General features: G+C 72.1%; 24 protein-coding genes and 1 pseudogene. 12 read left to right on the top strand and 13 right to left on the bottom strand.

The window, feature by feature from the left end; translation table 11 throughout:
- Positions 1–24 precede the first annotated feature (24 nt).
- Positions 25–963 carry an ArsR/SmtB family transcription factor gene (locus tag ICW72_RS05200; RefSeq protein WP_191085248.1) on the bottom strand — a complete coding sequence of 313 codons (939 nt, stop codon included), beginning with the start codon at positions 961–963 and terminating at the stop codon, positions 25–27.
- 40 nt (positions 964–1,003) lie between these two features.
- On the opposite strand from ICW72_RS05200, the gene ICW72_RS05205 reads away from it, so the two are divergent.
- Complete coding sequence (locus ICW72_RS05205) at positions 1,004–1,360, top strand: hypothetical protein (protein WP_191085249.1); 357 nt, start codon at positions 1,004–1,006, stop codon at positions 1,358–1,360.
- 30 nt (positions 1,361–1,390) lie between these two features.
- Here the strand turns inward: ICW72_RS05205 and ICW72_RS05210 are convergent, their stop codons facing one another.
- From ICW72_RS05210 to ICW72_RS05220, 3 genes are all read right to left on the bottom strand, one after another.
- Entirely contained in the window at positions 1,391–1,834 is a 444-nt protein-coding gene (locus ICW72_RS05210; RefSeq protein WP_191085250.1) for an ester cyclase, read from the bottom strand.
- Positions 1,835–1,996: 162 nt separating this feature from the next.
- Positions 1,997–2,944, bottom strand: a complete 948-nt coding sequence (locus ICW72_RS05215; RefSeq protein WP_223880840.1) for an MBL fold metallo-hydrolase — start codon at positions 2,942–2,944, stop codon at positions 1,997–1,999.
- A gap of 105 nt (positions 2,945–3,049) precedes the next feature.
- Entirely contained in the window at positions 3,050–3,508 is a 459-nt protein-coding gene (locus tag ICW72_RS05220; RefSeq protein WP_223880841.1) for a MarR family winged helix-turn-helix transcriptional regulator, read from the bottom strand.
- Positions 3,509–3,562: 54 nt separating this feature from the next.
- On the opposite strand from ICW72_RS05220, the gene ICW72_RS05225 reads away from it, so the two are divergent.
- The 5 genes from ICW72_RS05225 (at position 3,563) to ICW72_RS05245 (ending at position 8,781) form a co-directional block, all read left to right on the top strand.
- The gene (locus ICW72_RS05225) at positions 3,563–4,705 is read left to right on the top strand and encodes a homogentisate 1,2-dioxygenase (protein WP_191085253.1); all 1,143 of its coding nucleotides are present in this window, start codon (positions 3,563–3,565) and stop codon (positions 4,703–4,705) included.
- Between the two features lie 72 nt (positions 4,706–4,777).
- Positions 4,778–5,896 carry an MBL fold metallo-hydrolase gene (locus ICW72_RS05230; protein ID WP_223880842.1) on the top strand — a complete coding sequence of 373 codons (1,119 nt, stop codon included), beginning with the start codon at positions 4,778–4,780 and terminating at the stop codon, positions 5,894–5,896.
- A 1-nt stretch (position 5,897) separates the two neighbouring features.
- On the top strand, positions 5,898–7,421 hold the full coding sequence (locus ICW72_RS05235; protein ID WP_191085254.1) for an FAD-dependent oxidoreductase: 1,524 nt from the start codon (positions 5,898–5,900) through the stop codon (positions 7,419–7,421).
- Entirely contained in the window at positions 7,418–7,624 is a 207-nt protein-coding gene (locus tag ICW72_RS05240) for a DUF2783 domain-containing protein (RefSeq protein ID WP_191085255.1), read from the top strand. The genes ICW72_RS05235 and ICW72_RS05240 overlap by 4 nt, the downstream gene beginning before the upstream one ends.
- On the top strand, positions 7,621–8,781 hold the full coding sequence (locus ICW72_RS05245; RefSeq protein ID WP_191085256.1) for a M20 aminoacylase family protein: 1,161 nt from the start codon (positions 7,621–7,623) through the stop codon (positions 8,779–8,781). Before ICW72_RS05240 ends, ICW72_RS05245 begins: the two co-directional genes overlap by 4 nt.
- Here ICW72_RS05245 and ICW72_RS05250 read toward each other — a convergent pair.
- On the bottom strand, positions 8,708–9,460 hold the full coding sequence (locus tag ICW72_RS05250) for a dienelactone hydrolase family protein (protein WP_191085257.1): 753 nt from the start codon (positions 9,458–9,460) through the stop codon (positions 8,708–8,710). The two genes, ICW72_RS05245 and ICW72_RS05250, sit on opposite strands and share 74 nt — an antisense overlap.
- 51 nt (positions 9,461–9,511) lie before the next feature.
- Between ICW72_RS05250 and ICW72_RS05255 the strand changes: the two genes are divergently transcribed.
- From ICW72_RS05255 to ICW72_RS05270, 4 genes are all read left to right on the top strand, one after another.
- A complete protein-coding gene (locus ICW72_RS05255) occupies positions 9,512–9,703 on the top strand; it encodes a DUF4169 family protein (RefSeq protein ID WP_191085258.1) in 192 nt (63 codons plus the stop codon).
- Between the two features lie 35 nt (positions 9,704–9,738).
- Complete coding sequence (locus tag ICW72_RS05260) at positions 9,739–10,473, top strand: VIT1/CCC1 transporter family protein (protein WP_191085259.1); 735 nt, start codon at positions 9,739–9,741, stop codon at positions 10,471–10,473.
- A 190-nt stretch (positions 10,474–10,663) separates the two neighbouring features.
- Positions 10,664–12,751: a putative bifunctional diguanylate cyclase/phosphodiesterase gene (locus ICW72_RS05265; protein WP_191085260.1), complete on the top strand. Its 2,088-nt coding sequence runs from the start codon at positions 10,664–10,666 to the stop codon at positions 12,749–12,751.
- A 119-nt stretch (positions 12,752–12,870) separates the two neighbouring features.
- Positions 12,871–14,265: a M23 family metallopeptidase gene (locus tag ICW72_RS05270; RefSeq protein WP_191085261.1), complete on the top strand. Its 1,395-nt coding sequence runs from the start codon at positions 12,871–12,873 to the stop codon at positions 14,263–14,265.
- A 251-nt stretch (positions 14,266–14,516) separates the two neighbouring features.
- On the opposite strand, the gene ICW72_RS05275 is transcribed toward ICW72_RS05270, so the two are convergent.
- Positions 14,517–15,758: a Zn-dependent hydrolase gene (locus tag ICW72_RS05275; protein WP_191085262.1), complete on the bottom strand. Its 1,242-nt coding sequence runs from the start codon at positions 15,756–15,758 to the stop codon at positions 14,517–14,519.
- Positions 15,759–15,847: 89 nt separating this feature from the next.
- Between ICW72_RS05275 and ICW72_RS05280 the strand changes: the two genes are divergently transcribed.
- A complete protein-coding gene (locus ICW72_RS05280; RefSeq protein ID WP_191085263.1) occupies positions 15,848–16,630 on the top strand; it encodes an aldolase in 783 nt (260 codons plus the stop codon).
- 9 nt (positions 16,631–16,639) lie between these two features.
- Here the strand turns inward: ICW72_RS05280 and ICW72_RS05285 are convergent, their stop codons facing one another.
- From ICW72_RS05285 to ICW72_RS05315, 7 genes and pseudogenes are all read right to left on the bottom strand, one after another.
- Positions 16,640–16,840: a DUF4170 domain-containing protein gene (locus ICW72_RS05285; protein WP_191085264.1), complete on the bottom strand. Its 201-nt coding sequence runs from the start codon at positions 16,838–16,840 to the stop codon at positions 16,640–16,642.
- An 80-nt stretch (positions 16,841–16,920) separates the two neighbouring features.
- Positions 16,921–17,043 (bottom strand): hypothetical protein, encoded by a 123-nt coding sequence (locus ICW72_RS21015; protein WP_269749839.1) that lies wholly within the window; start codon positions 17,041–17,043, stop codon positions 16,921–16,923.
- Positions 17,044–17,057: 14 nt separating this feature from the next.
- Complete coding sequence (locus tag ICW72_RS05290; protein ID WP_191085265.1) at positions 17,058–17,462, bottom strand: VOC family protein; 405 nt, start codon at positions 17,460–17,462, stop codon at positions 17,058–17,060.
- Entirely contained in the window at positions 17,459–21,763 is a 4,305-nt protein-coding gene (locus tag ICW72_RS21020) for a DUF4011 domain-containing protein (RefSeq protein WP_191085266.1), read from the bottom strand. The genes ICW72_RS05290 and ICW72_RS21020 overlap by 4 nt, the downstream gene beginning before the upstream one ends.
- Positions 21,764–21,780: 17 nt before the next feature.
- A pseudogene (locus ICW72_RS21280) lies at positions 21,781–23,330 on the bottom strand (Na+/H+ antiporter).
- Positions 23,331–23,357: 27 nt separating this feature from the next.
- Positions 23,358–23,978 carry an MlaC/ttg2D family ABC transporter substrate-binding protein gene (locus ICW72_RS05310; RefSeq protein ID WP_223880843.1) on the bottom strand — a complete coding sequence of 207 codons (621 nt, stop codon included), beginning with the start codon at positions 23,976–23,978 and terminating at the stop codon, positions 23,358–23,360.
- Positions 23,975–24,748: an MlaA family lipoprotein gene (locus tag ICW72_RS05315; protein WP_223880844.1), complete on the bottom strand. Its 774-nt coding sequence runs from the start codon at positions 24,746–24,748 to the stop codon at positions 23,975–23,977. Before ICW72_RS05315 ends, ICW72_RS05310 begins: the two co-directional genes overlap by 4 nt.
- A gap of 186 nt (positions 24,749–24,934) precedes the next feature.
- Between ICW72_RS05315 and metF the strand changes: the two genes are divergently transcribed.
- A complete protein-coding gene (gene metF / locus ICW72_RS05320; protein ID WP_191085270.1) occupies positions 24,935–25,879 on the top strand; it encodes a methylenetetrahydrofolate reductase [NAD(P)H] in 945 nt (314 codons plus the stop codon).
- Positions 25,880–25,964 lie beyond the last annotated feature (85 nt).

The following is a 25,964-nucleotide window of genomic DNA, read 5'->3' on the forward strand; positions in this document are numbered from 1 at the left end:
GTTCTCTGGTGTCGGTGTGAAGATTCAGGCAACGGCGAGGGCATGGGCCGGCAGGCGCGTCGCGCACCACAGCCGCACCTCGAGCGGACCCGGGAGTTGGGCGGTGCCGGCCAGCGCGCAACCCGCCCCGCCCAGCCAGCCGGCCATGGCGGCATCATCGAAGCCCGGCCAGCGATGGGCGAAGCGGGACAGCACCTCGGCGCGGTCATGCGGGGCGAGGTCCAGCACCAGCAGGCTGCCCCCCGGCGCCAGCACCCGCGCGGCCTCGGCCAGCGCAGCGGCGGGGTCTTCGGCGTAGTGCAGCACCATCTGCAGCGTCACCACGTCGAAGCGCGCATCGGCCAGCGGCAGGCGGTACATGTCGGCCAGGCGCACGGAGCAGCGCTCCGCCAGGCCGCGTTCGGACAGCCGCGCGCGGGCCAGCGCCAGCATCTCGCGGCTGGCATCCACGCCCAGCGCCCGGCGCGCGCGGTCGGCCAGCAATTCCAGCAGCCGGCCCGTGCCGGTGCCGATGTCGAGCAGATGCTCCACGCTGGGCGGCAGGGCATCGAGCAGCGCCGCCTCGATGGCGCCGGCATCGAGACCGAGCGCGCGGATTTCATCCCAATCCATGCCGTCGCGGCGGAAGGCCTCGGAGGCGGCGCGGGCCCGCTCCGCCGCGATGCGGGCGGCCTGGCGGCGGTCGGCCTGGAGCACGGGCTCGTCCTCCGGCAGGCGGGCCAGGATCAGCCGGGCGAGGTCGGCGCCGGCGGGAAGCTGGAAATAGACATGCGGGCCCTCGGGCAGGCGCTCCAGCAAATTCGCCTCGGCCAGCAGCTTCAGGTGGCGCGAAAGGCGCGGCTGCGACTGCCCCAGCACCGCGCAAAGCTCGGACACGTTGAAGGCCCCCCGCGCGCAGAGGGCCAGCAGCCGCAGCCGTGTCGGCTCGGCCGCGGCGCGCAATTGCGTGAGGAGGTCTTCCATGGGCTTGCAAATGGCATAAACATATCCTTATGTCCAGCGCATGACGTGGTCCATTGACGCCCGAATCCCGGTCCACCTGCTGGCGAATGAGGACAACCTCGCGCTGGCCCTCTCGCGCGGGAAACCCGCCGCCGTGCTGACGGTGGGCGGCGAGGCCGCGCCCGATGGCGCGGTGGCCATCACCGCCTTCAAGCCTGGCGAGGCGCCCCACGCCGCCGCCTGCGGCTGCTGCCTGGGCCGGGGCGAGGCGGCGAAGGCGCTGGACATGCTCTTCCAGGGGCGCGTGCGCGGCACCGTGCCCTGGTTCGACCGCGTGCTGGCGCTGGACCCGCATGGGGACGTGGCGGCCGCGCTGCGCGAGGATGCGCTGACGGCGGCGCGCTACCGGCGGGCCTGACCAGGAAGGTGGCGGCCCCTGCCGGGGTGCTCAGCCAGGGCGGACCAGCCCGCCAATCTGCGCGAGCAAGCCGAATTCCTCGAGGCTGTTCCACTCCTCCACGATCTTCCCACCCTCGAACCGGTAGATGTCGGTCGCGCTGAACCGCACCGGAAGGTGAGTGGCAGGATAGATCCGGCCAGGATCGAGCATGTCCTGGAAATCGCCGGCATGGACGCCCTGGGCATTCCAGCGCGCCACCACACGGTCGCCTTCCCCCACCAGATGCTCGATGCGGTAGGTGGCCGGGAAGGCGCGGAGGAAGGCGCCGATCGCACGCTTGCAGGCCTCGAGGCCCACGATGGGCTCCAGCGCGGGGAAGCGGCAGATGTAGCTTTCCCCAAAGGCCACATCCATGACGCCAAGGTCGTTGTTGCTGAAGCCTTCCTCGTACACCCAGCGGATCAGCGCCTTGTTCTTCGCGACGTCTTCCATGTGGTCTCCCCTGCCCTTCCGTGATGCCGGCCGCTGGCTGGAGCCGCGTCCCGTCTGGCGGAACGGCGCGCGGTTCCGCCAGATGGGAAAAGGCTGCTCCAGCCATTACAGTTTCTGAAGCAAGTGGTCGGACCGGATCATGCCGTCCGGCCGGACATTGCTCTAGAGGGCGGTGCTCCAATCCGCGGGCACGAAGATGAACCCTTCGCCGACCCGCCGGACATGCCCGTTTGCCGGGAAGGGGAAATGGTAGGCCGTCATCCGCGCCCGCTCGGCGGCGATACGGTCGAAGAGGCGGAAGCGCGTCGCGGACGCCGTCACCGGGTCGATGTCATAGCTGTGATGCCATTCCGGGTGGCGCAGGAAAAGCTCCGGCCGTGAGGCCGTATCGCCCATGATGAAAAGCTGGTCCGCACCCTCCGCCACGTGGAAGACCGTGTGGCCGGGCGTGTGGCCGGGCGCCGCCACGGCGCGCACCCCGGGCAGGATCTCGGCGCCCGGAGCGAAGCGCTCCACCCGGCCGCGATAGGGGGCGAGACGTCGCGGGATGTTGGCGAAGTTGTTGCGCTGGTAATCCGGCACGCGCGCCTCATTCGACGCATCGGTCCAGAAGTTCCATTCCGCCTCGGGCAGCAGGATCCGCGCATTGGGAAAGACCGCCACGTTGTCGGGCGTGGTGAGACCGGTGATGTGGTCCAGGTGGCAATGGCTCAGCACGACGCGCTCGACGCGCGCGGGATCCACGCCGGCCGCCGCGAGGCTCGCGGGCAGCATGCCGGCGGTGGGAACAAGCTGCCCCCCCGTGCCGCTGTCGAAGAGGGTGAGGCCCGCCGGCGTCTCCAGCAGCGTCAGCGCGAACAGGTCGTTGATCTGTGCGGGCGGCAGCATGGCATCCCGCAGCGCCCCCTCCACGGCCGCGCGGTCGGCGTTCACGACGAGGCTCGTCGCGGGGTCCACCCAGGGCGAGAACCCGTCCAGCAAGGTCGTGACGGTGAAGCTGCCCACCCGGAAGCGGAAGAAGCCCGGCGTCTGCATGCGGGGCGCCGCGGCGGTCCCGGATTGCGCTGCGGCGCGGCCGATGAGCGCGGGCGTGGCGAGAGCCGTCCCCATGGCAAGGGTTGCGAGTCGACGACGATCCATGAATGCCCTTGCCTTTCCAAAGCACATCCTGAGGTTGAGACTACGCGCTCCGCCCGCCGATTCAAGTGATATTGGTCAATCCACCCCCTCCCCCGGAAACCGCTCCGCGATCCGCCCCAGCGCCGCGTGCAGCACCGCCAATTCCTCGGCGGTCAGGCCCTGCACCACCTCGGCCTCCATTTCGCGCGCCATGGGGACGATGGCCCCATGGACGCCCTGTCCGGCCTTGGACAATGCCAGCCAGTGCAGCCGCGCATCGGCCGCATCGGCCGCGCGCTCCAGGAAGCCGCGCGCCTCCAGCTGCCGCACCGCGCGGCTCACCTTCACCTTGTCCATGGCCGTGCGCGCCGTGATCTCGCGCGCCGGCAGCCGGCCGAAGCGGCCCAGCACCGCCATCACCCGCCATTCCGGAATGGACAGCCCGAAGGCCGCGCCATAGCGGTCCGCGAAGCGGCGCGAGACGCGGTTGGCCGCCACCGACAGCCGGTAGGGCAGGAAATCCTCCAGGCGGAAATCGGGCGCTTCGCTTGACATCAGTTGCATTTGAAACTACCTGGGCTGCAATCGCAAGGCAGGGGAAACGGCACCATGGCCAGCAAGCAATACATCGCCTTCCCGCGCAGCGAGGGCCTTTCCTCGCGCCAGGCCCATGCCGACCTCCCCCAGGGCACCTATGAGCGTGAGATGGGCAAGGAGGGCTTCTTCGGCCCCGCCACCCACATGTATCATGCGAACCCGCCCACCGGCTGGACGCGCTGGGAAGGCCCGCTCCGCCCCCGCGCCTTCGACCTCGCCCGCATCAACGCCGAGCAGCCGAGCCCCTGGGACGCGGCCGACATCCTGCACAACGCCCATTGCCGCCTGCGCTTCTGGCGGGCGCCGGCCGCCATGGACCACCTGGCGCGCAACGCCGATGGCGATGAGCTTCTGTTCATCCACACAGGGGCTGGCCGCCTGTTCTGCGACTACGGCCACATGCCCTTCCGCGCCGGCGACTACATCCTGCTGCCGCGCAGCACCATGTGGCGCATCGAATGCGATGCGCCCGTCGCCGCCCTGCTCATCGAGGCCACCGGCAGCACCTACCAGCTGCCCGACCGCGGCATCCTGGGCAAGCACGCGCAGTTCGACCCGGCGGTGCTGGCCACGCCGGCGATAGACGACGCCTTCCGCGCCCAGCAAGGCGCCCGCGAAACCCGCGTGGTGATCAAGCGGCGCGACGCGCTCTCCACCGTCACCTACCCCTTCAACCCGCTGGACGCGGTGGGCTGGCATGGGGACCTCGCCCCCGTGAAGCTGAACGTGGAGGACATCCGCCCGCTGATGTCCCACCGCTACCACCTGCCGCCCAGCGCCCACACCACCTTCGTGGCCAACCGCTTCGTGGTCTGCACCTTCACCCCCCGCCCCTTCGAGACGGATCCGGGCGCGCTGAAGGTGCCGTTCTTCCACAACAATGACGACTACGACGAGGTGCTGTTCTACCACGCGGGCGACTTCTTCAGCCGCGACAACATCCATGCCGGCATGATGACGCTGCACCCCTGCGGCTTCACCCATGGCCCGCACCCCAAGGCGCTGGGCAACGCCTTCACGCCGAAGAAGCCCGCGACCGACGAATACGCCGTGATGCTCGACACGCGCGACGCACTGGACATGGGCGAGGCCGCGCGCCAGGTGGAATGGGAGGATTATGCCTATTCCTGGGGCGTGAAGCCCCAGCCCCGATGAAGGCCCGGGACTGTTGCTGTCCAGCGATGGGGACTGGGCTATGGTGCCGCACAGTAAATTGAAGGAAAACCCATGGCCACGAAGCGACGCAGCCGGTCCCGCAACAACCGGATGGTGCCCGCCAAGGCGGCGCCGCAGCCCGCCTCCATGGGGGCCGCGGCCGTGACTTCCACTGACGCCCCGCCGGCCCCCGCGCCCTCGCCCGCACCCCGGGCCGCGGGCTTCGCCTCAAGCCAGGATCTCGGCGAGAAGCGCATCTCCTTCGACGAGCTGGGCGCGGGCCTCTACGCCTACACCGCCGAGGGCGACCCGAATTCCGGCGTCGTCGTGGGCGACAAGGGCGTCATCGTGGTGGACGCCCAGGCCACGCCGCTGCTGGCGCGCGAGGTCCAGTCGCGGATCGCGGGCGTCACCTCGCTGCCCGTCCAGAAGGTGGTGCTCACCCATTACCATGCGGTGCGGGTGCTGGGTGCCTCCGCCTATGAGGGGGCCGCGATCATCGCCTCCGATGCCACGCGCGACCTGATCAAGGAGCGCGGCCAGCAGGACATGGACAGCGAGATCGGCCGCTTCCCCCGCCTCTTCCGCGGGCGGGAGGAGGTGCCGGGCCTCACCTGGCCCACCGAGACCTTCCGCGCCCGCATGTCGCTGTGGCAGGCCAAGCGCGAGGTGCAGATCATCCAGATCGGCCGCAGCCACACCTCGGGCGACACGGTGGTCTGGCTGCCGAAGGAGAAGGTGCTCTTCGCCGGCGACACGGTGGAGGCCGGCGCGACCCCCTATTGCGGCGACGCCTGGTTCAACGACTGGTCCGCCACCATCGCCGCCCTCCGCCGCCTGCGCCCCGAGAAGCTCGTCCCCGGCCGCGGCCCCGCCCTGACCACGAGGGCCGATTGCGAGCAGGCGCTGCACGATACGGCCACCTATGTGGAGACGCTCTTCGCCATGGCCCTGGCCGCGGTGGAGAAGGGCTGGTCACTCAAGCAGTTCTACGACGAGGCCATGGAGAAGATGCGCCCGCGCTACGGCCATTGGGTGATCTTCGACCACTGCATGCCCTTCAACGTCTCCCGCGCCTATGACGAGGCGAGCGGCATCGTGAAGCCGCGCATCTGGACGGCGGAGCGCGACCTCGAGATGTGGCAGGCGCTCGAACAGGACGCGCCGCCCAAGCCGGCCGACGCGCCCTGACATGCGCTTCCCCGCCGCGCCCCCCGGCCCGTCCGGTGAAACCGCCCCGGTGGTGGTGGCGGGCGGGGGCCTGGTGGGGCTGACGGCGGCGCTGGACCTTGCCCGGCGCGGCCTGCGCGTCGTTCTGCTCGATGAGGACGACCAGGTCAGCGAGGGCAGTCGCGCCATCTGCTTCGCCAAGCGCACGCTGGAAATCTATGGCCGCCTTGGCCTCGGCCAGCGCTTCCTCGACAAGGGCATCACCTGGAATCGCGGCCGCGTCTTCCGCCAGGACCGCGAGGCCTACAGCTTCGACCTGCTGCCCGAGCAGGGCCACGAATACCCCGCCTTCGTGAACTTGCAGCAGTATTACGCGGAGCAGTGGCTGGTGGAGGCCTGCGAGGCCACGGGCCTTGTGGATCTGCGCTGGCGCCACCGGGTGGTGGGGGTGGAGAACGGCGCGGAGGGCGCGCGCCTCGCCATCGAGACCCCCGGCGGGAACTACACGCTGCATGCCCAATGGCTGCTGGCCTGCGATGGGGCGCGCAGCTTCATCCGCCGCGCCATGGACCTGCCCTTCGAGGGGCAGGTCTTCCGCGACCGCTTCCTCATCGCCGACGTCACCATGCGGGCGAATTTCCCGACCGAACGCTGGTTCTGGTTCGACCCGCCCTTCCACCCCGGACAATCCGTGCTGCTGCACCGCCAGCCCGATGATGTGTGGCGGATAGACTTCCAGCTCGGCTGGGATGCGGACCCGGAGGCGGAGCGCGACCCCGAACGCGTGCGTGCCCGCGTCGCCGCCATGCTGGGGCCGGAGGTGCCCTTCGAGATCGAATGGATCAGCATCTACACCTTCCGCTGCCGGCGCCTCGAACGCTTCCGCCATGGCCGCACGATCTTCCTGGGCGATGCGGCGCACCAGGTCTCGCCCTTCGGCGCTCGCGGCGGCAATGGCGGGGTGCAGGATGCGGACAATCTCTGCTGGCGGCTCGCCGCCGTGCTGGGGGGCGAGGCGCCCGAGACCCTGCTCGATTTCTATGACGCCGAGCGCATCCCGGCGGCGGAGGAGAACATCCTCCACTCCACCCGCGCCACCGACTTCATCACGCCCAAGAACGCCGCCGCGGCGGCCTACAGGGATGCCGTGCTGGAACTGGCGGAGGACCAAGCCTTTGCCCGTCCCTTCGTGAATTCCGGCCGCCTCTCCCGCCCCTGGTCCGGGCAGGAGGTGGCGGCGGACGCGCCGGTGCTGCGCGACGACACCCCGGATTGGCTGCTGCGCCATATCGGCGCCGATGGCCGCTTCACGCTCGTGGCGCGCGACGCCGTGCCGCCCGCCCTTCCCGGCATCACGACCATCCTGCTGGCCGATGCGCCGCGGTCGGGCGCGCTGCTGGACCATTCGGGGCTCGCCGCCGCGCGCCTGGGCCTGGCGCCCGGCGAGGCCGCGCTGTTCCGGCCCGACCAGGTGCTCGCCGCCCGCCTGCCGGCGACAGAGGCCGCGCCCATCCTCGCCGCGCATGACAGGGCGCTCGGCCGATGACGCACCTCCGCACCGAGCCACGCCTGGCCGATCCCGATGCGCTCTACGCCCTGTTGATGGAGGCGCATCGCGGGCTGGACGACGCCGCCTCGCGCCGGCTGGATGCCAAGCTCGTGCTGATCCTGGCCAACCATATCGGTGATGCGGAAGTGCTGCGGGAGGCCATTGCCTTGGCCACGCAGGGGCGCAACTCTGGGGCATGAGCACCCCAGTCGAACAGATCTCCGCCTGGCAGGAGGAGTTCACCTCCATCCGCCGCGACATCCACGCCCACCCGGAACTCGGGCTGGAGGAACACCGCACCGCCGCACTCGTCGCCGCCAAGCTGCGCGAATGGGGCATCGAGGTGCATGAGGGCGTGGGCCAGACCGGCGTGGTCGGCGTGATCCGCAACGGCAACGGCCCCGCCATCGGCCTGCGCGCGGATATGGACGCGCTGGCCATGACCGAAGCGAACGGCTTCGCCCATGCCAGCACCATCCCGGGCCGCATGCATGCCTGCGGCCATGACGGCCACACCACCATGCTGCTGGCCGCCGCCAAATACCTGGCCGCGACGAAGAACTTCAACGGCACCGTGAACCTGATCTTCCAGCCCGGCGAGGAGGGTGCCGGCGGCGCGCTGGCCATGCTGGAGGACGGTCTCTTCACCCGCTTCCCCTGCGATGCGGTCTACGGCATCCACAACCGCCCCGGCATGCCGCTGGGTGAATTCGGCCTGCGCGCGGGCCCGATGATGGCGGGTGTCGCCTTCTACGACATGGTCATCACCGGCAAGGGCGGCCATGGCGCGCGGCCGGAGGCCACGAACGACCCCGTGGTGATGGGTGCCGCCGTCGTGCAGGCGCTGCAATCCGTCGTCGCGCGCAACGTGCCGGCCGCCGAGCGCGCCGTGCTCTCCGTCACCCGCTTCGACGCCGGCCAGGCCTACAACGTGATCCCGAACGAGGTGCGCCTGGGCGGCACCGTCCGCGCCTTCTCCAACGAGATCATGGGCCTGGTGGAAAGCCGCATGCGCGCGATCGGCGAGGGTGTGGCGGCGGGCCTGGGCGGTTCGGCCGTGCTGGATTTCCGCGTCATCACCACGCCGCTGGTGAACGACGCGGCCGAGGCCGAGGCGCTGGGCGATGCCGCCGCCGCCCTGGTGGGCGAGGGCCGGCTGAAGCGCGAATTCCCCGCGGTCATGGGCGGCGAGGATTTCGCCTACATGCTGGAGAAGTGCCCCGGCGCCTACATCGTCTGCGGCAATGGCGACAGCGCCGAGGTCCACAACCCCCGCTTCGATTTCAACGACCAGGCCATCCCCTATGGCGCGGGCGTCCTGGCCGCGGTGGTGGAGCGGAAGCTGAAGGGCCTCTGAAAGGGCGGGGGGCCTCAGCCCCCAGATGCCGCGCGAAGAATTCCAGCGTGCGGCGCTGCGCCACCTCGGCATCGCCCTCCACATAGCTGCCGCGTTCCTCGCAGCCGAAGCCGTGGCCGGCGCCCTTGTAGACGAAGACCTCCACCTCCGGCCGCGCCTGTTCGATGGCATGGACGTCGGTGAGCGGGATGGAGGCGTCCACCTCCCCGAAATGCAGCTGCACCGGGCAGCGCGGGGCCTCGTCCTTGGCCGCCGCGATGCCGCCGCCATACCAGCCGACCGAAGCCTGGAAGGCGCTGCTGCGGGTCGCGCCATGCCAGGCGACGGTGCCGCCCCAGCAATAACCCACGATGCCGCGCGCGGCCCCCGCCGGCAGGGCGCCGGCCGCGGCCAGGATGTCCAGCAGCGTCTTGTGCTCGTCAATCTGGCCGCGCAGCGCACGGCCGCGCGTCACGTCGTCGCCGGTATAGCCGAGTTCCACGCCGCGCTCCGTGCGGTCGAACAGGGCGGGCACCACCACCGCATAGCCCTCGGCCGCGAAGCTGTCGGCCACGCGGCGCATGTGGCGGTTCACGCCGAAGATCTCCTGCACGATGACCAAAGCGCGGGTCGCATCCTCGGGGCCCGCCTTGTAGGCGGCGAGGCGGTGGCCGTCGGCGGCGGTGAGCGCGATGTTCATGGGCAGGGCCTTTCCTGGACGGGTCGCGGGCGTTTCCTGTAGCTTCGCAGCATGGCCGAGGTCGTGAACCTGCGAAAGTGGCGCGCCGCCAAGGCGAAGATGGAGGCCGAGGCCCAGGCCGCCGCCAACCGCGTCGCCTTCGGCCGCACCAAGGGGCAGAAGGCGCGCGACGCCGCGGAGGAAGCCCGCCGTCGCACCCTGCTCGACCAGGCGCGGCGCGAGGACGACCCGCCAGGCGCATAGCGCGCAATCGGCGCGAATTCGCTATGCTGCGCGCCATGGACCAGCCCGCCCCCCACCCGTATCGCGACGGATTGCCGCCCGCCCCGCCCGGCCCGCCCGAGGGCGAGCAGCACGCCCTGCTGCGCGCCGCCCAGGTGCCGCTGCTGGCGGGCTTGGCCCAGGGCCCGCTGCTGCCGGTGGCGCTGGTGGTGGCGCTGCTGGCGGCCGGCACCCCCGCCACGGCCGCACTCGCGGGCGGGCTCGCGGCACTCGCCGCCGGCGCCATCCTGGCCGGGCTTGGCCGCTATTTCGCGGTGCTGGGCGCGGCCGAACGCTACGCCGCCGAACGCCGCCGCGAGGAGGAGGAAACCCACCTCTACCCCGAGCGCGAACGCTGGGAGGTGGCGGCCATCCTCCACCGCTACGGGCTGCGCGGCGACACCCTGGCCCGCGCGGTGGAGGGCATCGCCGCCGACCGCCGGCGCTGGGTGGACTTCATGATGCGCTTCGAGCTGGACCTGATCGAACCCCAACCCGCCCATGCGATGCGCGAGGCGCTGCTGCTGGTGCTGGGTTTCCTGGCTGGCGGCGTGCTGGCGCTGCTGCCGCTCTGGCTCGCGCCCGAACTGGGCTGGCCGTGGCCTGTCGCCCTGGGCGCGGCGGTCATGCTGGGCGCGGGCTGGGGCCTGGCCGCGGCGAAGGGCCAGGTGCGCGCGGGGGGGGCGGCGCGCGCGCTGGCGCTGGGTGTCGCGGGCGCGCTCGCCGCGCTGCTGGCCAGCATGCTGGCCTGAGCGTGGTCAGGCTTCGTTAAGCTTCGGCCGCCCATCATGAGGGGTGGAGACCCTCATGCGCCCTCGCCGCCGCCGCCCTGCCACGCTGCCCTGGCCTTTCCCTGATGTCATTTCGGCCCCTCTCCCGGCGCGGCCCGCGCCGCGCGGCCGGCTGGCGCCTCTCCTGACGGCGGGATTCCTGGCGGGGGCGATGCTCGGTGCGCTGATGGGCTGGCCCTGGCGGGGCGCGGTGGCGTCGGGGCTGCTGGGCAGCCTCCTCACCTGGGTCGCCCTGCGCGAGATCGCGCTGCGGGACGCCCTGGCCGTGCTGCGCGTCATGCCCTGCCATGCCTTGGTGATGCGGCCGGACCGCCGGCCGCTCTGGCAGGCGGGCAGCGGTCCGAGCTTCACCGGGGCGGACACCACGGGCCGCGAGGAGGATCGCCTCAGGACCGCGCATGGCCACCTGCCGCCCCATGCGCGGGAGGCCATGGTCAATGCCGGCCTCGACGCCCATCTGCGCGCCGACGGCACGCCGCAGCGCGTGCAGGACGCGCAGGGGCGCTGGTTCGAGCGGCGGCAATTCCGCCTGCCCAGCGGGGGAACCGTGTGCTTCTCGGCCGAGATCACGGAGGCGCGACAGCGCGAGCAATCCCTCGCCAGTTCGGAGGCGCGGCTGCTCGCCCTACTGGAACACGCCCCGGTCGGGCTGTGGAAGCTGGACGCCCACGGCCGCACGCTCTTCACCAACGCCAGGCTGCGTCGCCTCTTCCAGGGCGAGGTGCCGTCCCGCTTCCCCCGCCCCACGCTGCCCCAGCCAACCCCGACGGAAGGTGTCGAGACCCTGATGCCCCTGCCGGACGGCACCGAACGCCCCGTGCTGCTGGGTGTCGTCCCCTGGGACCCGCCCGGCGGGGCGCCGCAGGGGCGGCTGCTCTCGGTGCTCGACCTCGGCGCGCTGCGCCATGCCCAGGCGCGCCTTGCCCATCTTTCCGAACATGACCCGCTGACGGGCCTCGCCAACCGCGCGACCTTCCAGGCCGCCCTAGCCGCCATGGCGGAGGACCCGCGGGGCGGGGTGGTGATGCTGGTGGATCTCGACGCCTTCGCCCAGCACAATGACCGCCACGGCCATGCGGTGGGCGATGCGCTGCTGCGCGAGGCGGCGCACCGGCTGCGCGGCGCCCTCTGCCCCTCGGACCTGGTGTGCCGGACGCGGGGCGACGAATTCGCGGTGCTGGCCTTCGAGGCCGGGGCCCATGCGGCGCCGGCGCTCGCCGGGCGGGTGCGGGCCGCGCTGCGCACGCCGCTGCGGGCCGAGGGAAGGGAGGTGCCGGTCACCGCCTCCATCGGACTCGCGGTGGCGCCCCAGCATGGCGGCGACCCGGCCACGCTGCTGCGCGCCGCGGGCCTCGCCGTCATCGAGGCCAAGGAGATGGGCGGCGACACCGTCAGCCTCTTCACCCACGCCCTGCGCGAAAGGGACGAGCAGCGCGCGCGGCTGCGCGAGGCGCTGGCGGCCGCGCTGGAGGCGGAGGAGCTGGAACTGCACCTCCAGCCGCAGCGGAACCTGGAGGACGGCAGCCTCGCCGGGGTGGAGGCGCTGCTGCGCTGGAACAGCCCGCGCCTGGGCCGCTGGGTCGCGCCCGCCGAAATCCTGTCCGCGGCGGCCGAGCTGGGGCTGGTGGGGCGGCTGGACCGCCAGGTGCTGCGCCGCGCCGTCCAGCTGCTGGCCGGCTGGCCTGGCCCGCCGCCCTGCCTCGCCATCAACATCTCCGTCAGCACCCTGCACGACCAGGGCTTCGCCGGGGAGGTCCAGGACGTGCTGCACGCCGCCGGGGTGGCGCCCGGGCGGCTCGAAATCGAAATCCCGGAGGACCTGGCGGTGCGCGACCTGCCCGCCGTCCACCAGACACTGACGGCCCTGCGCGAGGTGGGGGTGACGCTCGCCCTCGATGATTTCGGCAGCGGGCATTCGGGCCTGCCCCATGTGGTGCGGCTGCCGGTGCAGCGCCTCAAGCTCGACCGCTCCATCGTCGCGCAACTGCCCGAGGACGCGAAGGCCCTGGCCGTGCTGCGCGCCACCATGGCGCTGGCGAGGGGGATGGGAATCGAGGTGGTGGGCGAGGGGGTGGAGACCGAGGCCCAGGCCGCTGCCCTGCGCGAGGCCGGTTGCCAGGTCATCCAGGGTTGGCTTGTGGCGCGGCCCATGCCGGTGGAAGCCTTCCTGGCCTCGCTGCCGCCGCCCCTGCTGCTGCCCGCCCCGGCCCAAACAGCCCGCGCCGGCGCCGGAATGTAACGGGAAATCCTTGGTTGTTCCGCGACATATGGCGATAATTTCGCCTTGCGGCGCAGGGTCGTGATGGTTAGGCAAAGGGCCATGGCCCGTCGGAAGGCCGTGGGGAAAATACACACCGCATGATGAAGTTGCGCCGCGCGACAAGCTTGCTGCTGCCCGCCCTCCTGTTGCTGCCCGCCGTGCATTTCGCATGGCCGACAGCGGAACAGGTGAACGTGGAAGCCGCGGCCTTACCCGACGCGGCGCTGGCCCCCGCCCCGATGGCCCCCTTCGCGGAGGAGCCGGCCGTCGGGGAACTGGCCGAAGCACCCCTCACCCTCGATGCGCCCGAGGCCGCGCTGGTCGAGGCCGTGCCCTATGCGGCCCCCGGCACCCCGGACCCGGAGCCCGAGCCCGCCTTCACGGAGCAGAGCGTGACGGTCGCTTCCGGTGATACGCTGCTCGGCCTGCTCACCGAGGCGGGCGTGCCCAGCGGCGACGCCCATGCGGCGCTGGCCGAATTGCTGCCTCTCTTCCCGGCCAACCGCCTCCGCCCCGGGCAGGAATTGCTCCTGCGCTTCGACGTCGAGGACGAGACGCGCCTCATGGCGCTGGAGATCAACCCCGGACCCGGCCACACGGTTGCAGTGGAACGCCAGGGCGAAGGCTGGCAGGCCGATGAGGCCCGCCTGCCCGAGCACCCGCACCTCGCCCAGGTGGAGGCGGTGGTGACGGGCGGCGTCTTCCCGGCGCTGGTGAATGCGGGCCTTCCGCCCCAGCTCGCCTATTCGATCGTGCGCGCCTATTCGCACCGCGTGGACTTCCAGCGCGACCTGCGCGCGGGCGACCGCGTGGCCGTGGCCTTCGAGCGCATGCGCAGCGAGGATGGCACGCTGCTGCGGCACGGGCGCGTGCTCTACGCCGCCCTCACCCTCTCCGGCCAGACCCAGGAAATCTGGCGCCACGAAGGCCCGGATGGCGAGGTGGGCTGGTATGACGCGGCCGGCCGGCCGCTCGCCGGCGGCTTCCTGCGCACGCCGCTGAACGGGGCGCGCATGTCCTCGGGCTTCGGCCCGCGGCGGCACCCCATCCTGGGCTACAACCGCATGCATCGCGGCGTGGATTTCGCGGCCCCCACCGGCACGCCCATCTACGCGGCCGCCGATGGCGTGGTGCATTCCGTGCGGCGTGAGCGCGGCTATGGCAACGTCATCCGCGTCCGTCACCCGAACAATGTCATGACCCTCTACGCCCACCTCTCGCGCTTCGCGCCCGGCATGGCGGCCGGCACCCGCGTCCGCCAGGGGCAGACCATCGGCCGCGTGGGCTCCACCGGCATGTCCACCGGCCCCCACCTGCACTACGAGCTGCACGTGAACGGCCAGGCGGTGAACCCCGCCACCAGCCGCCTGCCCGCCCCGCCCGCCCTGGCCGGCCGCGCCCTGCTGCAATACCAGACCGCCCGCGCCGACCTGAACCGCCAACGCGCCCGCCTGGCCCGCGGCCTGACCGAAGTGGCCCTGGCGCCGCAATAGGGCGAGGGTGCGCCCTGGCAGGGGCTGCCGCCCCCGCCAGACCACCCCCGCCAGGGGCCATGGGCCCCTGACCCCATGTGTGATGGCCATTTGCAGGGAGGGGCATGACGTGTCCGTGATCACGGGCGCGCCCCTGACGCCCCTCCCTGCAAATGGCCATGAGACGGGTTCCGAGGGCCTGGGCCCTCGGCGGGAGGGGTCCGGGGAGGGCGGCGCCCTCCCCGGGACGCACCCCCTGCCCCATCGCGGCGTCAGGGCCGTCGGTTGGCGCGGGCCAGGACGGCTTCGAACAGCACCTGGCAGCCGGCTTCGGCTTCCTCGGGGAGGATGCTTTCCGCTTCGTTGTGGCTGAGGCCATCCTTGCAGGGCGTGAAGATCATGGCGGCCGGGATGCGGCGGGCGGCGTAGACGGCGTCGTGCCCGGCGCCCGAGACCATGTCGCGCGCCTTGTAGCCCAGGCGGGCGGCGGCCTCGCGCACCAGGGCGACGCAGCTTTCGTCGAAGGGCTGGTGCGGGATGCGGAAGAGTTCCGTCAATTCCAGGCGGCAGCCGGTTTCCGCGACAAGGGCCGCGGCCTCTTCCGGGAAGCGGGCGGCGATGGCCTCCATTTCCTCCGTGCGCGGGTGGCGGAATTCGACGGAGAAGCGCACCTCGCCCGGCACCACGTTGCGGCTGTTGGGCAGCACCGTCAGTTGCCCGACGGTGCCGCGGCCATCGGCGCCGCGCGCGCGCATGGTGGCATCCACATGGGTGATGACGCGGGCGGCCGCCACCAGCGCGTCGCGCCGGTTGGCGGGCGGCGTGGTGCCGGCATGGCTGTCCTGGCCGGTGATGACGGCGTCATACCACACCTGCGCCTGGGCGCCGGTGACGACGCCGATCATCTTGCCCTCGGCCTCCAGGATGGGCCCCTGCTCGATATGCAGCTCGAAATAGGCGTCGGCGGGGAAGGGCTTGGCGGGGTGCGGGCCGCGGGCGCCGATGGCGTCCAGCGCCTCGCCCACGGTCACGCCGTCCAGGTCGCGCAGCGCCTCGGCCTTCTCCAGCTCATAGACGCCGGACCACACACCACTGCCCATCAGCGAATGGCCGAAGCGGCTGCCCTCCTCATCGGTCCAGTTCACCAGCTCGATGGGCGCCTCGGTCTCGATGCCGAGGTCGTTCAGCGTGCGGATCACCTCCAGGCCGGCGATGACGCCGAGCGCCCCGTCGAACTTGCCGCCCGTGGGCTGGCTGTCGAGGTGGCTGCCCATGAGCACGGGCGGGCGCGCGGGGTCGCGCCCCTCGCGGCGGGCGAACATGTTGCCGATGGCGTCCACGCGCATGGTCAGCCCCTGCGCCGCGCACCATTCGGCGAAGCGGGCGCGGCCCTGGCGGTCCACCTCGGTCAGCGTCAGCCGCTTCACGCCGCCCTTGGGGGTGGCGCCGATCTCCGCCATGGCCATCAGGCTGTCCCACAGCCGCTTGCCGTCGATGCGCTGGTTGGTGGCCATGGGCCGCGGTCCCCTTCCTGTTCCTGCGCGGCACCATAAGGAGTTGGGCGATGATTGGCAGGGGCGCCAGGGCGCGCCATGCTGCGCCCATGGCCCATGCGCTGAACACCGCCCCCGCCCTGCTCCGCAACAGCGACCTCGACCGGCCGGAGGTGCGCCAGGCGCGCCTCGATCTCGCCGCCTGCTTCCGCATGGCGGCCAAGCTCGGCCTCAGCGAAGGCATCTGCAACCACTTCAGCTTCGTCGTGCCCGGGCGCGACGACCTGATGCTGGTGAACCCCTATGGGTATTCCTTCGCGGAGGTGACGGCCTCCAACCTCGTCATCTGCGACTTCCAGGGGCGCGTGGTGGCGGGCCACGGCGTGCCGGAGGCGACCGCCTTCTACATCCACGCCCGCCTGCACATGAAGCACCCGCGCGCCAAGGCCGCCTTCCACACCCACATGCCCAACGCCACGGCGCTGTCCATGCTGGAGGGCCCGCCGCTGGTCTGGGCCGGGCAGACGGCGCTGAAATTCTACGGCCGCACCCTGGTGGACGAGCACTACAACGGCCTCGCGCTCGACGAGGCCGAGGGCGACCGCATCGCGGCGTCGCTGGGTGACGCCGACATCGTCTTCATGAAGAACCACGGCGTGATGGTGGTGGGCCCCAGCATCGCCGAGGCCTGGGATGACCTCTACTACCTCGAGCGCGCGGCCGAGGTGCAGCGCCTGGCCATGGCCACGGGGCGCACGCTGAAGCCCGTCTCGCCCGAACTGGCCCAGGCCACCTATGCCCAGATGCGCGAGGGCGACCGCGAGAGCGCCCGCCTGCACCTGGAAAGCGTCAAGCGCATCCTGCTGAAGGAACAGCCGGACTTCGCGGACTGAGGCCTGACGCTACCCCTGCCGGGCGCGCAGCACGAACAGCCGGTGGCTCGCGATGTCCACGAAGCGGGCCATGCCCTCGCGCCAGCGGCGGATGGCCGATTCCTCGTCATGGAAGGGGCCGTAGAATTCCTCCTTGCCCTGTTCCAGCGTGGTGAAGGTCATGTCGGTGAAGACGCCGCCCCACACGACCCAGATCTGCGGTTCCGCCATGCTTTACCTCTTCCTCAACACCGTCATGTTGCGGTGCGGCATGGGTGTGCCGCAAACCGCGCGCGGGCGCTACCGCATGATCAAGTTTCGTCGATCATGCTTTCGAGATTGTTGAGCGGCCGGTCCACGGCGCCGTCGGCTCCGAAGCCGATCAGGCGCCAGCATCCATGATCGCCGGAGGGCAAGCCGAAGACGTGAATCACGGCGCCAGGCAATTTCAGACCTCCGGCCAGTCCTCGCGCTCGAAACGCTGGAATTCGATGGTGTAGCCGGCCGGGTCGGTCACGAAGAAATGCGTGACGCGATAGGCCTCGGAATATTCCGGCTTGGGCGGCAGCGCCACGCCGCGCGCCTTCAGGAATTCGTGCCAGCCCTCGACATCCGGCGTCACGAAGGTGAAGACCACGCCCCCCACCACCCGCGGATTGTCGCTGGCGCGCGGCGCGCGGGCGCGGCAGACGCCCAGGAAGGCGCGGTCGCCCGGCGCGGCGGCGTAGATGCGGCAGGTGCCCTGGTCCTGCACCAAAGGCAGTTCCAGGGTCTCTTCGTAGAAGCGCCAGGAGGCTTCGGTGTCCTCGGCGTAGAGGAAGGTCACCTGCTGGGCGAGATCGGGGCGTGTCATGCCCCCGATCCTGCCACGAGCCTGCCCGAAGCGGAAAGCAGGGCGATGCGCGCCAGCAAGGCCGTGCTGGCGGAAGCCTCCAGCCCCAGCATCCGCGCCACGCCGGCGGCCAGTTCCGCCTCCGTCGCGCGGGGCTGCAGTTCCAGCAGCAGGCGGGCGGCGGCCTCGATCTCGGCGGGCGGGACCATGGCGGCGCGGCGCAGATGGGGGCTGGCGGCGCGGCGGTCGCGGGGCGTGGGGGGCGGCGTGTCCTCCAGCACGTAGAACCCGCCCGATTCGCGGGCGCCGTGCAGCAACTCCGCCTCGCGCAGCGCGGCGGCCGTCTCGCGCGCGTCAAAACCCTCGCCCAGCAGCAGGCGCGCGCGTTCCAGCAGCGCGTCGCGATGGATGGGCGCCTCGATGCGCAGGATGGCGACGACCAGATCGGTCAGCTCCGCGCGGTTGGTGGGCGCGCGTTCCAGCACCGCCTCGCGATAGGGTTCGGCCAGCGCGGCCCCCACGGGCCCGACAGGGGCGGCCGCGGCCGGCGCCTCCAGCCCCAGCGCCGCGCGCATCCTGGCCCGCGCCGCCTCGGGCTGGTTCAGCCAGTCGAGCGACCAGGCGCGCGCCAGCCGCCAGCCCATCATCTCCAGCGCCATCTGCCGGCCGCGATCACGGTCACGCGCGCAGCGCAGCCCGGCCCAGTCGGCGGCGTCGAGTTCCACGCCGAGTTCGAAGCCCTCGGCCCCCCGACCGGCCACGTCGAGGAACAACCCCGACAGCCCCACGCGCGGCACCGCCTCCTGCCCCGCCTCGGCCATCACCTGGCCGATCAGCGCGGCGATGGGCGAGGCCTCGCCCGCCACGATTTCGCGCACCCCGCCATTGGCCGCGAAGCCCAGGAAGGTCTTGAGTGCCGCCACGCCGCGGCCCTTGGCACGCTCCGTGTCCACCTCCTCCGCGCCGATGCCCGAGAAGACGATGCAGCGCTTCTTGGCCCGCGTGATGAGCACGTTCAGCCGCCGCTCGCCGCCGTCATTGGACAAAGGCCCGAAGCGCATGGCCAGGCGCCCATTCGCGTCGCGCCCATAGCCCACGCTGATCAGGATGGCGTCGCGTTCGTCGCCCTGCACGTTCTCCAGGTTCTTGATGAAGAAGGGCTCGTCGGGGTGGGCGTTGAAGAAGGGTTCCGTCTCAGGGCTGTCACGCCGCAGCCGCTCCACCGCGTCCATGATCGCATCGCGCTGCGTGACGGAGAAGGCGGCGACGCCCAGCGTATCCCCCGGCGTCTCGCGCGCGTGGCGCATCACGGCTTGCGCCACGGCCTCCGCCTCGGCGGCGTTGCCGCTCGCCACGAAGCGTCCCTCCACCCGCACCAGCGACAGGCCAAGTGCGGCGCTGCGCGGCCGTGGCGAGGGCAGCACCAGCAGCCGGTTCTCGTAGAACTCGGCGTTGGAGGTCGCGATCAGACTCTCATGCCGGCTGCGGTAGTGCCAGCGCAGCATCATGCGCGGGATGCCGCGCGCATTGGCGAGGCCCAGGATGCTCTCGACGTCGCGCGCCGCCAGCGCGGCGTCCTCGTCCTGCGGCGCCTCGGCATCGTCCTCGGTCATGCGCTGAAAGAAGCGGGTGGGCGGCATCTGCCGGTCATCGCCCACCACCACCACCTGGCGCGCGCGGGCGATGGCGCCCAGCGCGTCCACGGGCTCGATCTGGCTGGCCTCGTCCATCACCAGCAGGTCGAATTCGGGGAAGCCCGGCAGCGTCGCGTGGTGCGGGTTGCCCAGGAACTGCGCGACCGAGAGCGGGCTCATCATCAGAATGGGCTTGGCCTGGCGGATCAGCGGCGCGGCGCGCGAGAGCAGGACGCGCACCGGGGCATGGCCGCGCTTTCGCTCGAACTCGCCGCGCAGGAAAGCGAGTGCCGCGGGATGGGCGCCCTGGCGCAGCTCCGCCACGCGGGCGGCATGGACGGAGGCCGCCTCGTGCCGCGCAAGCCGCACGCGCGCGGCATCGGCGTGGCGGAAATCGGCCACCAGCCGATCCGCGCCCTCGCCGTCGAAACCGGCCAGCGCCGGGTGCTCGCGCAAGGCGATACCGCGCAGGGATTCCATCAGCGCGAATTCGAAGGCCTCTGGCGCCGCCTCGGGCAGCAGTGTGCCGCCCTCCAACGCGCCCGCGAGCGCCGCCAGCTCCGGCGCCGCCGCCACCGCCCGCGCCCAGCCCTGCCACGCCGCCAGCCCCTCGGGCTCCGCGGCCCAGAGGGCGAGCGTCTCGGCAAGCGCGGCGAAGCTCGGCGGCGCGGCGATGCCCGTCGCGGCGTGCAGCCCCTCCCAGGCTTCCAGCGCCGCGCGCTGCGCGGCATCCGGCCCGGGCAGGGCCAGGCGCTGGGCATGGGCCTCCATCCAGCCGATCTCGCGCGCCAGGGCGGCGGCGGCCAGTCCGGCGGATTCGGGGCCATGGCGCAGCCGCAGGGCCGCCGCCTGCGCGGCCAGCAGCGCGTCCAGCGCCGCGCCATCCTCGGGGTCGCGCAGTGCCGCCGCGAGGCGCGCCCTCGCCTCCCGCCGCGCCCCGTTCAGGAAGCCCAGCATGCCGCCGGGCTGCGCGAGCGTGGCCCGCGCCGCCTCCAGCCCCGTGGCGCCCAAGGCGCCCGAGAGGAAGCGCGGGTCCCGCCCCGCCGCGTCCAGCAATTGCAGGTCCGCGAGGCGTGCGCGGGCGGCGGGGAGTGTCTCCAGCGGCATGGGGGCCTGGGCACGCAGCGCCTCGGCCTCCACGGCCGCCCGTGCCTCGGCCACGCCGCCAGGGCAGGCGGCGAAGGCGCGCAGCAGGCGGGGCAGGTCGGCCAGCAGGCGTTCGGCGGCCAGCGCGTCGAAGTCCGGCCGCACGCCGCGCCAGGGGCTGCGCGCGCCGGGCAATCGCGCCACCAGCTCCGTCACCGCACCGCGCAACGTGGTGATGCGCGCGGCATCCCAGCCCGAGGCATCCAAGGTGAAGCCCGGCGCCGCCGCGCCCCGCGCCCGCAGCGCGGCCAGGCGCGCGATCACCTCCTGCACGGCAAGCCCGCTCTCGCCCACCCGTGCGCGCATGGAGGCAGCATGGCGGTTCAGCCGGCCGCGCAATTCGCCCAGCCGCTGGATCGCCTCTTCCCGCGCGTGCGCCGGCACGGGGGGCAGGGCGAGCGTCGCGCGCAGCTCATCCAGCACGGCGCGCTTGCTGGGCTTGCCGCTGTGCAGTTCCAGCACCGCCGCCCCCAGGCCCAGCGCGTCCATGCGGCGCTTCACCACCTCCAGCGCCGCGGCCTTCTCCGCCACGAACAGCACGCTGCGCCCGTCCAGCACCGCCTGGGCCAGGATGTTCACGATGGTCTGGCTCTTGCCCGTGCCGGGCGGGCCCTGGACCACGAGCGAATGCCCGCGCCGCACCGCCTCGGCCGCCAGCGCCTGGCTGCCATCCATCTCCTGCACATGGTCCAGCTTCTCGACCGGGATTTCCTTGTCCACGTCCGCGTCGTCAGGGAACGGCACAGGGTCGGGCGGCGGCGGCGCGGGGTCGAGCAGGCGGCGCAGCAGGGGGTGTTCCAGCAGGCCGGGATGGATCTCGGGGTTCAGGTCCCGCCACATCAGGAATTTCGTGAAGGCGAAGAGCCCAAGGGCCATGGCATCCGCCTCCACCGACCAGCCCTCGCGCCCCGTGGCGGCGGAGGCGACGGCGGCGGCCCAGGCTTCCGGATCGTAGTCACCGAATTCGGGCAGGGTGATCTGGAACTCGGCCGCCAGCTTCTCCCGCAGCGAAAGGTTCTCCTGCACCTCCTCCGGATTGGCGCGCAGGCGGAAGCGGCTGGTGGCGCCCTCGCGTTCCAGTGTGGCAGGGATCAGCGCCAAAGGGGCCAGGCGTGGCGTCGCCGGCGTGCCCGGGTCGCGCCAATGCAGCCCGCCCACCGCCAGGAACAGGCTCGGCACGCCGCTCTCCTCCCGCGTGGTGCGGGCATCGGTCAGGATGTCGCGCAGGCGGCGGGCCAGTTCCTCCGGCGGGACGGCCACGCGCAGATGGTCATCGGCCTGCCACTCGGCCTCGGTCGCGCTGGCGCTGGCCGCGCGCACGCCCTCGGACTTGCGACGCCCGCGCGCCTGGCTGGCCTCGGTGGCCTCGAAACCGAAGGCGCGGCCGGCGGCCAGCCGCTCCACCACGAAGGCGGCCCGCTCGCCCTCGATGCGCAGCACCCCGCGCGCGCGGGATGTGGCGGGCAAGGCCAGCAGGCGGTTGCGGGTGGAGAGGTCGAGCAGGGCGCGGCGCGCGTCCTGGAGCGTGGCGGCGAGGGTCATGGCGCACCCGTATAGGGTCAGCCCAGGGCGCGTCGCAGCCGATTCTCCTCATAGTCCAGCTCCTCGGCGAGCTTGGTCAGCATGTCCTCCGGCACCTCGCCGCGCGCATGGTGTTCGCGCAGCACCGCCCGCGCCGCCTCCAGCCCCTCCAGGCGCAGGGCGCGACGGGCCGCGCGCTCGGCCGCCGCGGCGCCGCCCCCGCGTGAGACGCGCTCCAGATGCGCCGCGCGGTCCCGGTGCTCGGCCAGCAGGTCCTGCGCCATGGGGCCGTAGAGCACGTCCGTGGCGCGCCGCTCGATGGCGCCCAGCATGGCGCGGGCCGCCTGGTGGCGCAGCGCGGCCTCCTGCAGGTTGATGCCATCCCGGTGCGGCGGCTGGACCAGGCGCAGGCGGCGGATCAGCCAGCCCAGCGTCGTGCCCTGCACCACCAGCGTGGCGAGGATGGCGCAGAAGGCGAGGAAGACGATGAGTTCCCGCTCCGGGAAGTCGAGCGGCAGGGCGATGGCCGCCGCCAGCGACACCACGCCCCGCATCCCCGCCCAGGACAGAACGGTGAGCTGCGCCACGGGCATCCGGTCGCCCAGCAGGGCCTGCGCGCCCCCCGCCACGAAGACCCACAGGAAGCGCGAGGCGATGAGCCCGGCCGAGATGGCGAAGGCGAGCCAGGCCAGATCCCAGGCGCCGCGCCCGGCCAGCCCCTCCAGCACGCCACGCAGCTGCAGCCCGATCAGGATGAACACCAGCGAGGTCAGCACGAATTCGACGAACTGCCACACCACCCGCGTCTCGATCCGCGTGCGGGCGGAGAAGACGCGGTATTGCGCGCGCGAGAGCATGATGCCCGTGGTGACGACCGCCAGCACGCCGGAGACGCCGATCGCCTCCGCCGCCAGGAAGGCGCCGTAGCAGGCCAGGAAGGAGAGCGCGGTTTCCAGCAGCGTGTCGTTCAGCCGCGCCATGGCCCAGAGCGTGCCACGCGCCACCAGCCAGCCCACCAGCACGCCCCCACCGCCACGGCCAGGAAGCTCGCCGCGGCCAGGTGCGGCGCCACGCTGCCCACCGCCGCCGCCGCGATGGCGAAGCGGTAGAGCACCAGCGCCGTGGCGTCGTTCATCAGGCTCTCGCCCTCCAGCAGGGTGACGAGGCGGCGGGGCAAATTGAGGCGTTGCAGCACGGCGGCCGCGGCCACCGCATCAGGGGGGGCCAGGATGGCGCCCAGCGCGAGGGCGGCCGCCCAGGGCATTTCCGGCACCAGCACGCGGGCCAGTGCGCCCATCAGGAAGGCGGTGAAGATGACGGCGCCGACGGCCAGCAGCAGGATGGGCCGCAGGTCGCGGCGGAAGGCCTTCCAGTCGGTGCGATAGGCGCTGCCTTGCAGCAGCGGCGGCAGGAAGAAGGCCAGCGCCAAGGCGGGGTCCAGCGTCACGACCGGGACGCCGGGGAGGAAGGCCAGCACCATGCCGGCCAGGATCAGCACCACCGCGTAGGGAAGTCGCAGCCGCCGCGCCAGCAGGGCCAGCAGCACGCAGGCCCCCATCAGGGCCAGGACGAGCTGCACGACCTCCATCGGCGCGGCGTGGCTGGGCGGTGGCGGTCAGCCCATCCGTTCGATCTGGCCGCGCATGGCGTCCAGCAGGGCGGCGATGCGGTTGCCGCTGCGGGTGATGACCGCGCTGTATTCGCTGCGCTGCGTCAGGCGGAGCGAGGCGCCCTCGGCCACCAGGTCCACGATGCGCGGTTGCCCGCCCACCTCGCCCACGCGCCAGTCCAGCGTCACGGCCGGCGCGTTGGGGCGCTCGACCACGGTCGTGACCAGCACGTCCTCCTCGCTGCGCGTCTGGCTGCGGCCCACGGTGAAGCGCACGCCCTGGAACTCGCCGAAGCGGGAAGCGAGGTTGCGGATCAGCGTCTCTTCGAAGAGGCGCAGATATTCGCGCTGCTCCTCAGGCGTCGCCACGCGCCACCAGCGGCCCAGGATGAAGCGGCCCGTGCCCTCGATGTCCACCGCGCGGCGCAGGATGGTGGCCACGCGCTCACGGCGCTGCTCCACGGGCGCGTCGCTGTTCAGCACGGCCACCAGCTCCTCGCCGGTGGTGGTGATGAAGCCCGCGGCGCGGCCGGGGTCCATGGTCTGGCCCTGGGCGGGGAAGGCGAACGGGGCCAACGCCGGCAGCGCCAGCAGGCCGAGCGCCAGGCGGCGCGTCACGGCGCTCACGGCGTGAGCCCGGTGCGGCGGCCGGCCGGCACGAGTTCGTTGCGGATCTCGGCCTCACGCCGCTGACGGTAGCCGCTGCGAATGGTCGTGTAGGGGTCGAGGGAGGTGCGGTTGATGTCGTCCAAGGTATCGATCACCCCTTCGCGCGTGTCCACGATGGTGGCGCCGGTGCGCGAGTACCGCAGCGCCTCCACGGCGGTGCCCTGCCCCACCCAGAACCAGGGGCTGGCCACCGCGTCCACCCCAAACCCGAAAAGGTCGCGCGGGTTGCTGGGGCCGAGGCCGGGGACGAAGAGGTAGGGGCCGCCCTGCACGCCCCAGGCGGCCAGGGTCTGGCCGAAATCCTCGTTGTGCCCGCGGATGCCGAAGCCGCGGTCCGCGACGTCGATGATGCCGCCGAGGCCCAGCGTGGAATTGATCACGAAGCGCGAGGCGGTGCGGCCCGCGCGCTGGGTCTGGCCCTGCAGCAGGTCATTGGCCAGCACGGTGGGCGCGCGCAGATTGGTCAGGACGTTGCGGACGCCGAGCCGAACCTCATAAGGCAGGAAGAAGCGGTAGATCTCGGCCGCGGGCCGCAGCACCAGCGTGTCCAGGCCCTCATTCACCTGGTACATGGTCCGGTTCAGCGGTTCGAGCGGGTCATTGGCCGCCTGGAACTCCGCCAAGGCCTCCGGCTCGCTGGCCGGGGGGCGGGTGGCGCAGGCGCTGAGGCCCGCCGCCAGGGCGGCCATCGCAAGGAGACGGGGGGCGAGAAGGCGGGAGAGGCGCATGGCCGGGTGGAAACCTTTCCGGGCGCAAGGCCCATGGGACATCAGGCCGAGGCGCGGCTGACGATTGAGGAAAACACACACCCCTCCCCAAGGCAAGTATCGCGGGCCGGCGGGGCTCCCCGACATTGTATCAACGGCCTCGGCAAACCCCTTGCGCAAACTCCGGCAAGCCCCCATTCCGACCGCATGGACACCGCGCCCCCGAACACGCTGGAACGCTGGCTCACCGGGCCGCGCGTCGGCACCCTGCCCGCCCCCGCCGCCATGCCGGCCCCGAAGCTCTCCTTCGAGTTCTTCCCGCCGAAGAACGAGAAGCTGGAGGCCGACCTCTGGGCCTGCATCCGCCGGCTCGAGCCGCTGGGGCCGCGCTTCGTCTCCGTCACCTATGGCGCGGGCGGCTCCACCCGCAGCCGCACCCATGACACGGTGGCGCGCCTGGCACGCGAGACCTCGCTGACGCCCGCCGCGCACCTCACCTGCGTGGGCGCCACCCAGGACGAGGTGAACGAGGTGGCCCGCGAATACCTGGCGGCCGGCGTGCGCCACATCGTGGCCCTGCGCGGCGACCCGCCGGCCGGGGCCTCGCGCTACGAACCCCATCCGGGCGGCTATGCCCAGGCCGAGGACCTTGTGCGCGGCCTGCGCCGAATCGGGGATTTCGACATCAGCGTGGGCGCCTATCCGGAGACCCACCCGGCCGCGCTGAACGCCGACGCCGATCTCGACTTCCTGAAGCGCAAGATCGATGCCGGCGCCAACCGCGCCATCACGCAGTATTTCTTCGACACCGACATCTATCTGCGCTTCCTCGACCGCTGCCACGCGCGTGGCATCACGGTGCCGATCGTCCCCGGCATCATGCCGGTGACCAATTTCGCCAGCGTGAAGCGGTTCTCGGCCATGTGCGGCGCCTCGGTGCCCGACTGGCTGGGCAAGCTGTTCGAGGGCCTGGACGAGGATGAGAGCACGCGCCGCATGGTGGCCGCGACGGTGGCCGCCGAGCAGGTCCGCATCCTGCAGGCCAATGGCGTGGACGAGTTCCACTTCTACACGCTGAACCGCCCGGATCTGACCTATGCCATCGCGCATATCCTGGGCGCGCGCCCGGCCGGGGTCAGCGCCTCCGCCTGAGTAGCTTCTGGGCAAACATGCGGATTCACCCGTTGAATCCAGCATGTTTGCCCATTTTTTCGCCGCCCCGCTTTTGACAAGCCGG

Origin of the sequence: Roseococcus microcysteis (assembly GCF_014764365.1) — a bacterium.
Classification (GTDB): domain Bacteria; phylum Pseudomonadota; class Alphaproteobacteria; order Acetobacterales; family Acetobacteraceae; genus Roseococcus; species Roseococcus microcysteis.

Coding starts and splice junctions, on each gene's coding strand:
- ICW72_RS05265 (WP_191085260.1), top strand. CDS start 10,664: ATGCTCGGTGCGCTGATGGGCTGGCCCTGGCGGGGCGCGGTGGCGTCG.
- ICW72_RS05200 (WP_191085248.1), bottom strand. CDS start 963: ATGGAAGACCTCCTCACGCAATTGCGCGCCGCGGCCGAGCCGACACGG.
- ICW72_RS05225 (WP_191085253.1), top strand. CDS start 3,563: ATGGCCAGCAAGCAATACATCGCCTTCCCGCGCAGCGAGGGCCTTTCC.
- ICW72_RS05285 (WP_191085264.1), bottom strand. CDS start 16,840: ATGGCGGAACCGCAGATCTGGGTCGTGTGGGGCGGCGTCTTCACCGAC.
- ICW72_RS05210 (WP_191085250.1), bottom strand. CDS start 1,834: ATGGAAGACGTCGCGAAGAACAAGGCGCTGATCCGCTGGGTGTACGAG.
- ICW72_RS05270 (WP_191085261.1), top strand. CDS start 12,871: ATGATGAAGTTGCGCCGCGCGACAAGCTTGCTGCTGCCCGCCCTCCTG.
- ICW72_RS05250 (WP_191085257.1), bottom strand. CDS start 9,460: ATGAACATCGCGCTCACCGCCGCCGACGGCCACCGCCTCGCCGCCTAC.
- ICW72_RS05235 (WP_191085254.1), top strand. CDS start 5,898: ATGCGCTTCCCCGCCGCGCCCCCCGGCCCGTCCGGTGAAACCGCCCCG.
- ICW72_RS05280 (WP_191085263.1), top strand. CDS start 15,848: ATGGCCCATGCGCTGAACACCGCCCCCGCCCTGCTCCGCAACAGCGAC.
- ICW72_RS05315 (WP_223880844.1), bottom strand. CDS start 24,748: ATGCGCCTCTCCCGCCTTCTCGCCCCCCGTCTCCTTGCGATGGCCGCC.
- ICW72_RS05215 (WP_223880840.1), bottom strand. CDS start 2,944: ATGGGGACGGCTCTCGCCACGCCCGCGCTCATCGGCCGCGCCGCAGCG.
- ICW72_RS05240 (WP_191085255.1), top strand. CDS start 7,418: ATGACGCACCTCCGCACCGAGCCACGCCTGGCCGATCCCGATGCGCTC.
- ICW72_RS05255 (WP_191085258.1), top strand. CDS start 9,512: ATGGCCGAGGTCGTGAACCTGCGAAAGTGGCGCGCCGCCAAGGCGAAG.
- ICW72_RS05290 (WP_191085265.1), bottom strand. CDS start 17,462: ATGACACGCCCCGATCTCGCCCAGCAGGTGACCTTCCTCTACGCCGAG.
- ICW72_RS05260 (WP_191085259.1), top strand. CDS start 9,739: ATGGACCAGCCCGCCCCCCACCCGTATCGCGACGGATTGCCGCCCGCC.
- ICW72_RS05275 (WP_191085262.1), bottom strand. CDS start 15,758: ATGGCCACCAACCAGCGCATCGACGGCAAGCGGCTGTGGGACAGCCTG.
- ICW72_RS05245 (WP_191085256.1), top strand. CDS start 7,621: ATGAGCACCCCAGTCGAACAGATCTCCGCCTGGCAGGAGGAGTTCACC.
- ICW72_RS05205 (WP_191085249.1), top strand. CDS start 1,004: ATGACGTGGTCCATTGACGCCCGAATCCCGGTCCACCTGCTGGCGAAT.
- ICW72_RS05230 (WP_223880842.1), top strand. CDS start 4,778: ATGGCCACGAAGCGACGCAGCCGGTCCCGCAACAACCGGATGGTGCCC.
- ICW72_RS05220 (WP_223880841.1), bottom strand. CDS start 3,508: ATGTCAAGCGAAGCGCCCGATTTCCGCCTGGAGGATTTCCTGCCCTAC.
- ICW72_RS21020 (WP_191085266.1), bottom strand. CDS start 21,763: ATGACCCTCGCCGCCACGCTCCAGGACGCGCGCCGCGCCCTGCTCGAC.
- metF (WP_191085270.1), top strand. CDS start 24,935: ATGGACACCGCGCCCCCGAACACGCTGGAACGCTGGCTCACCGGGCCG.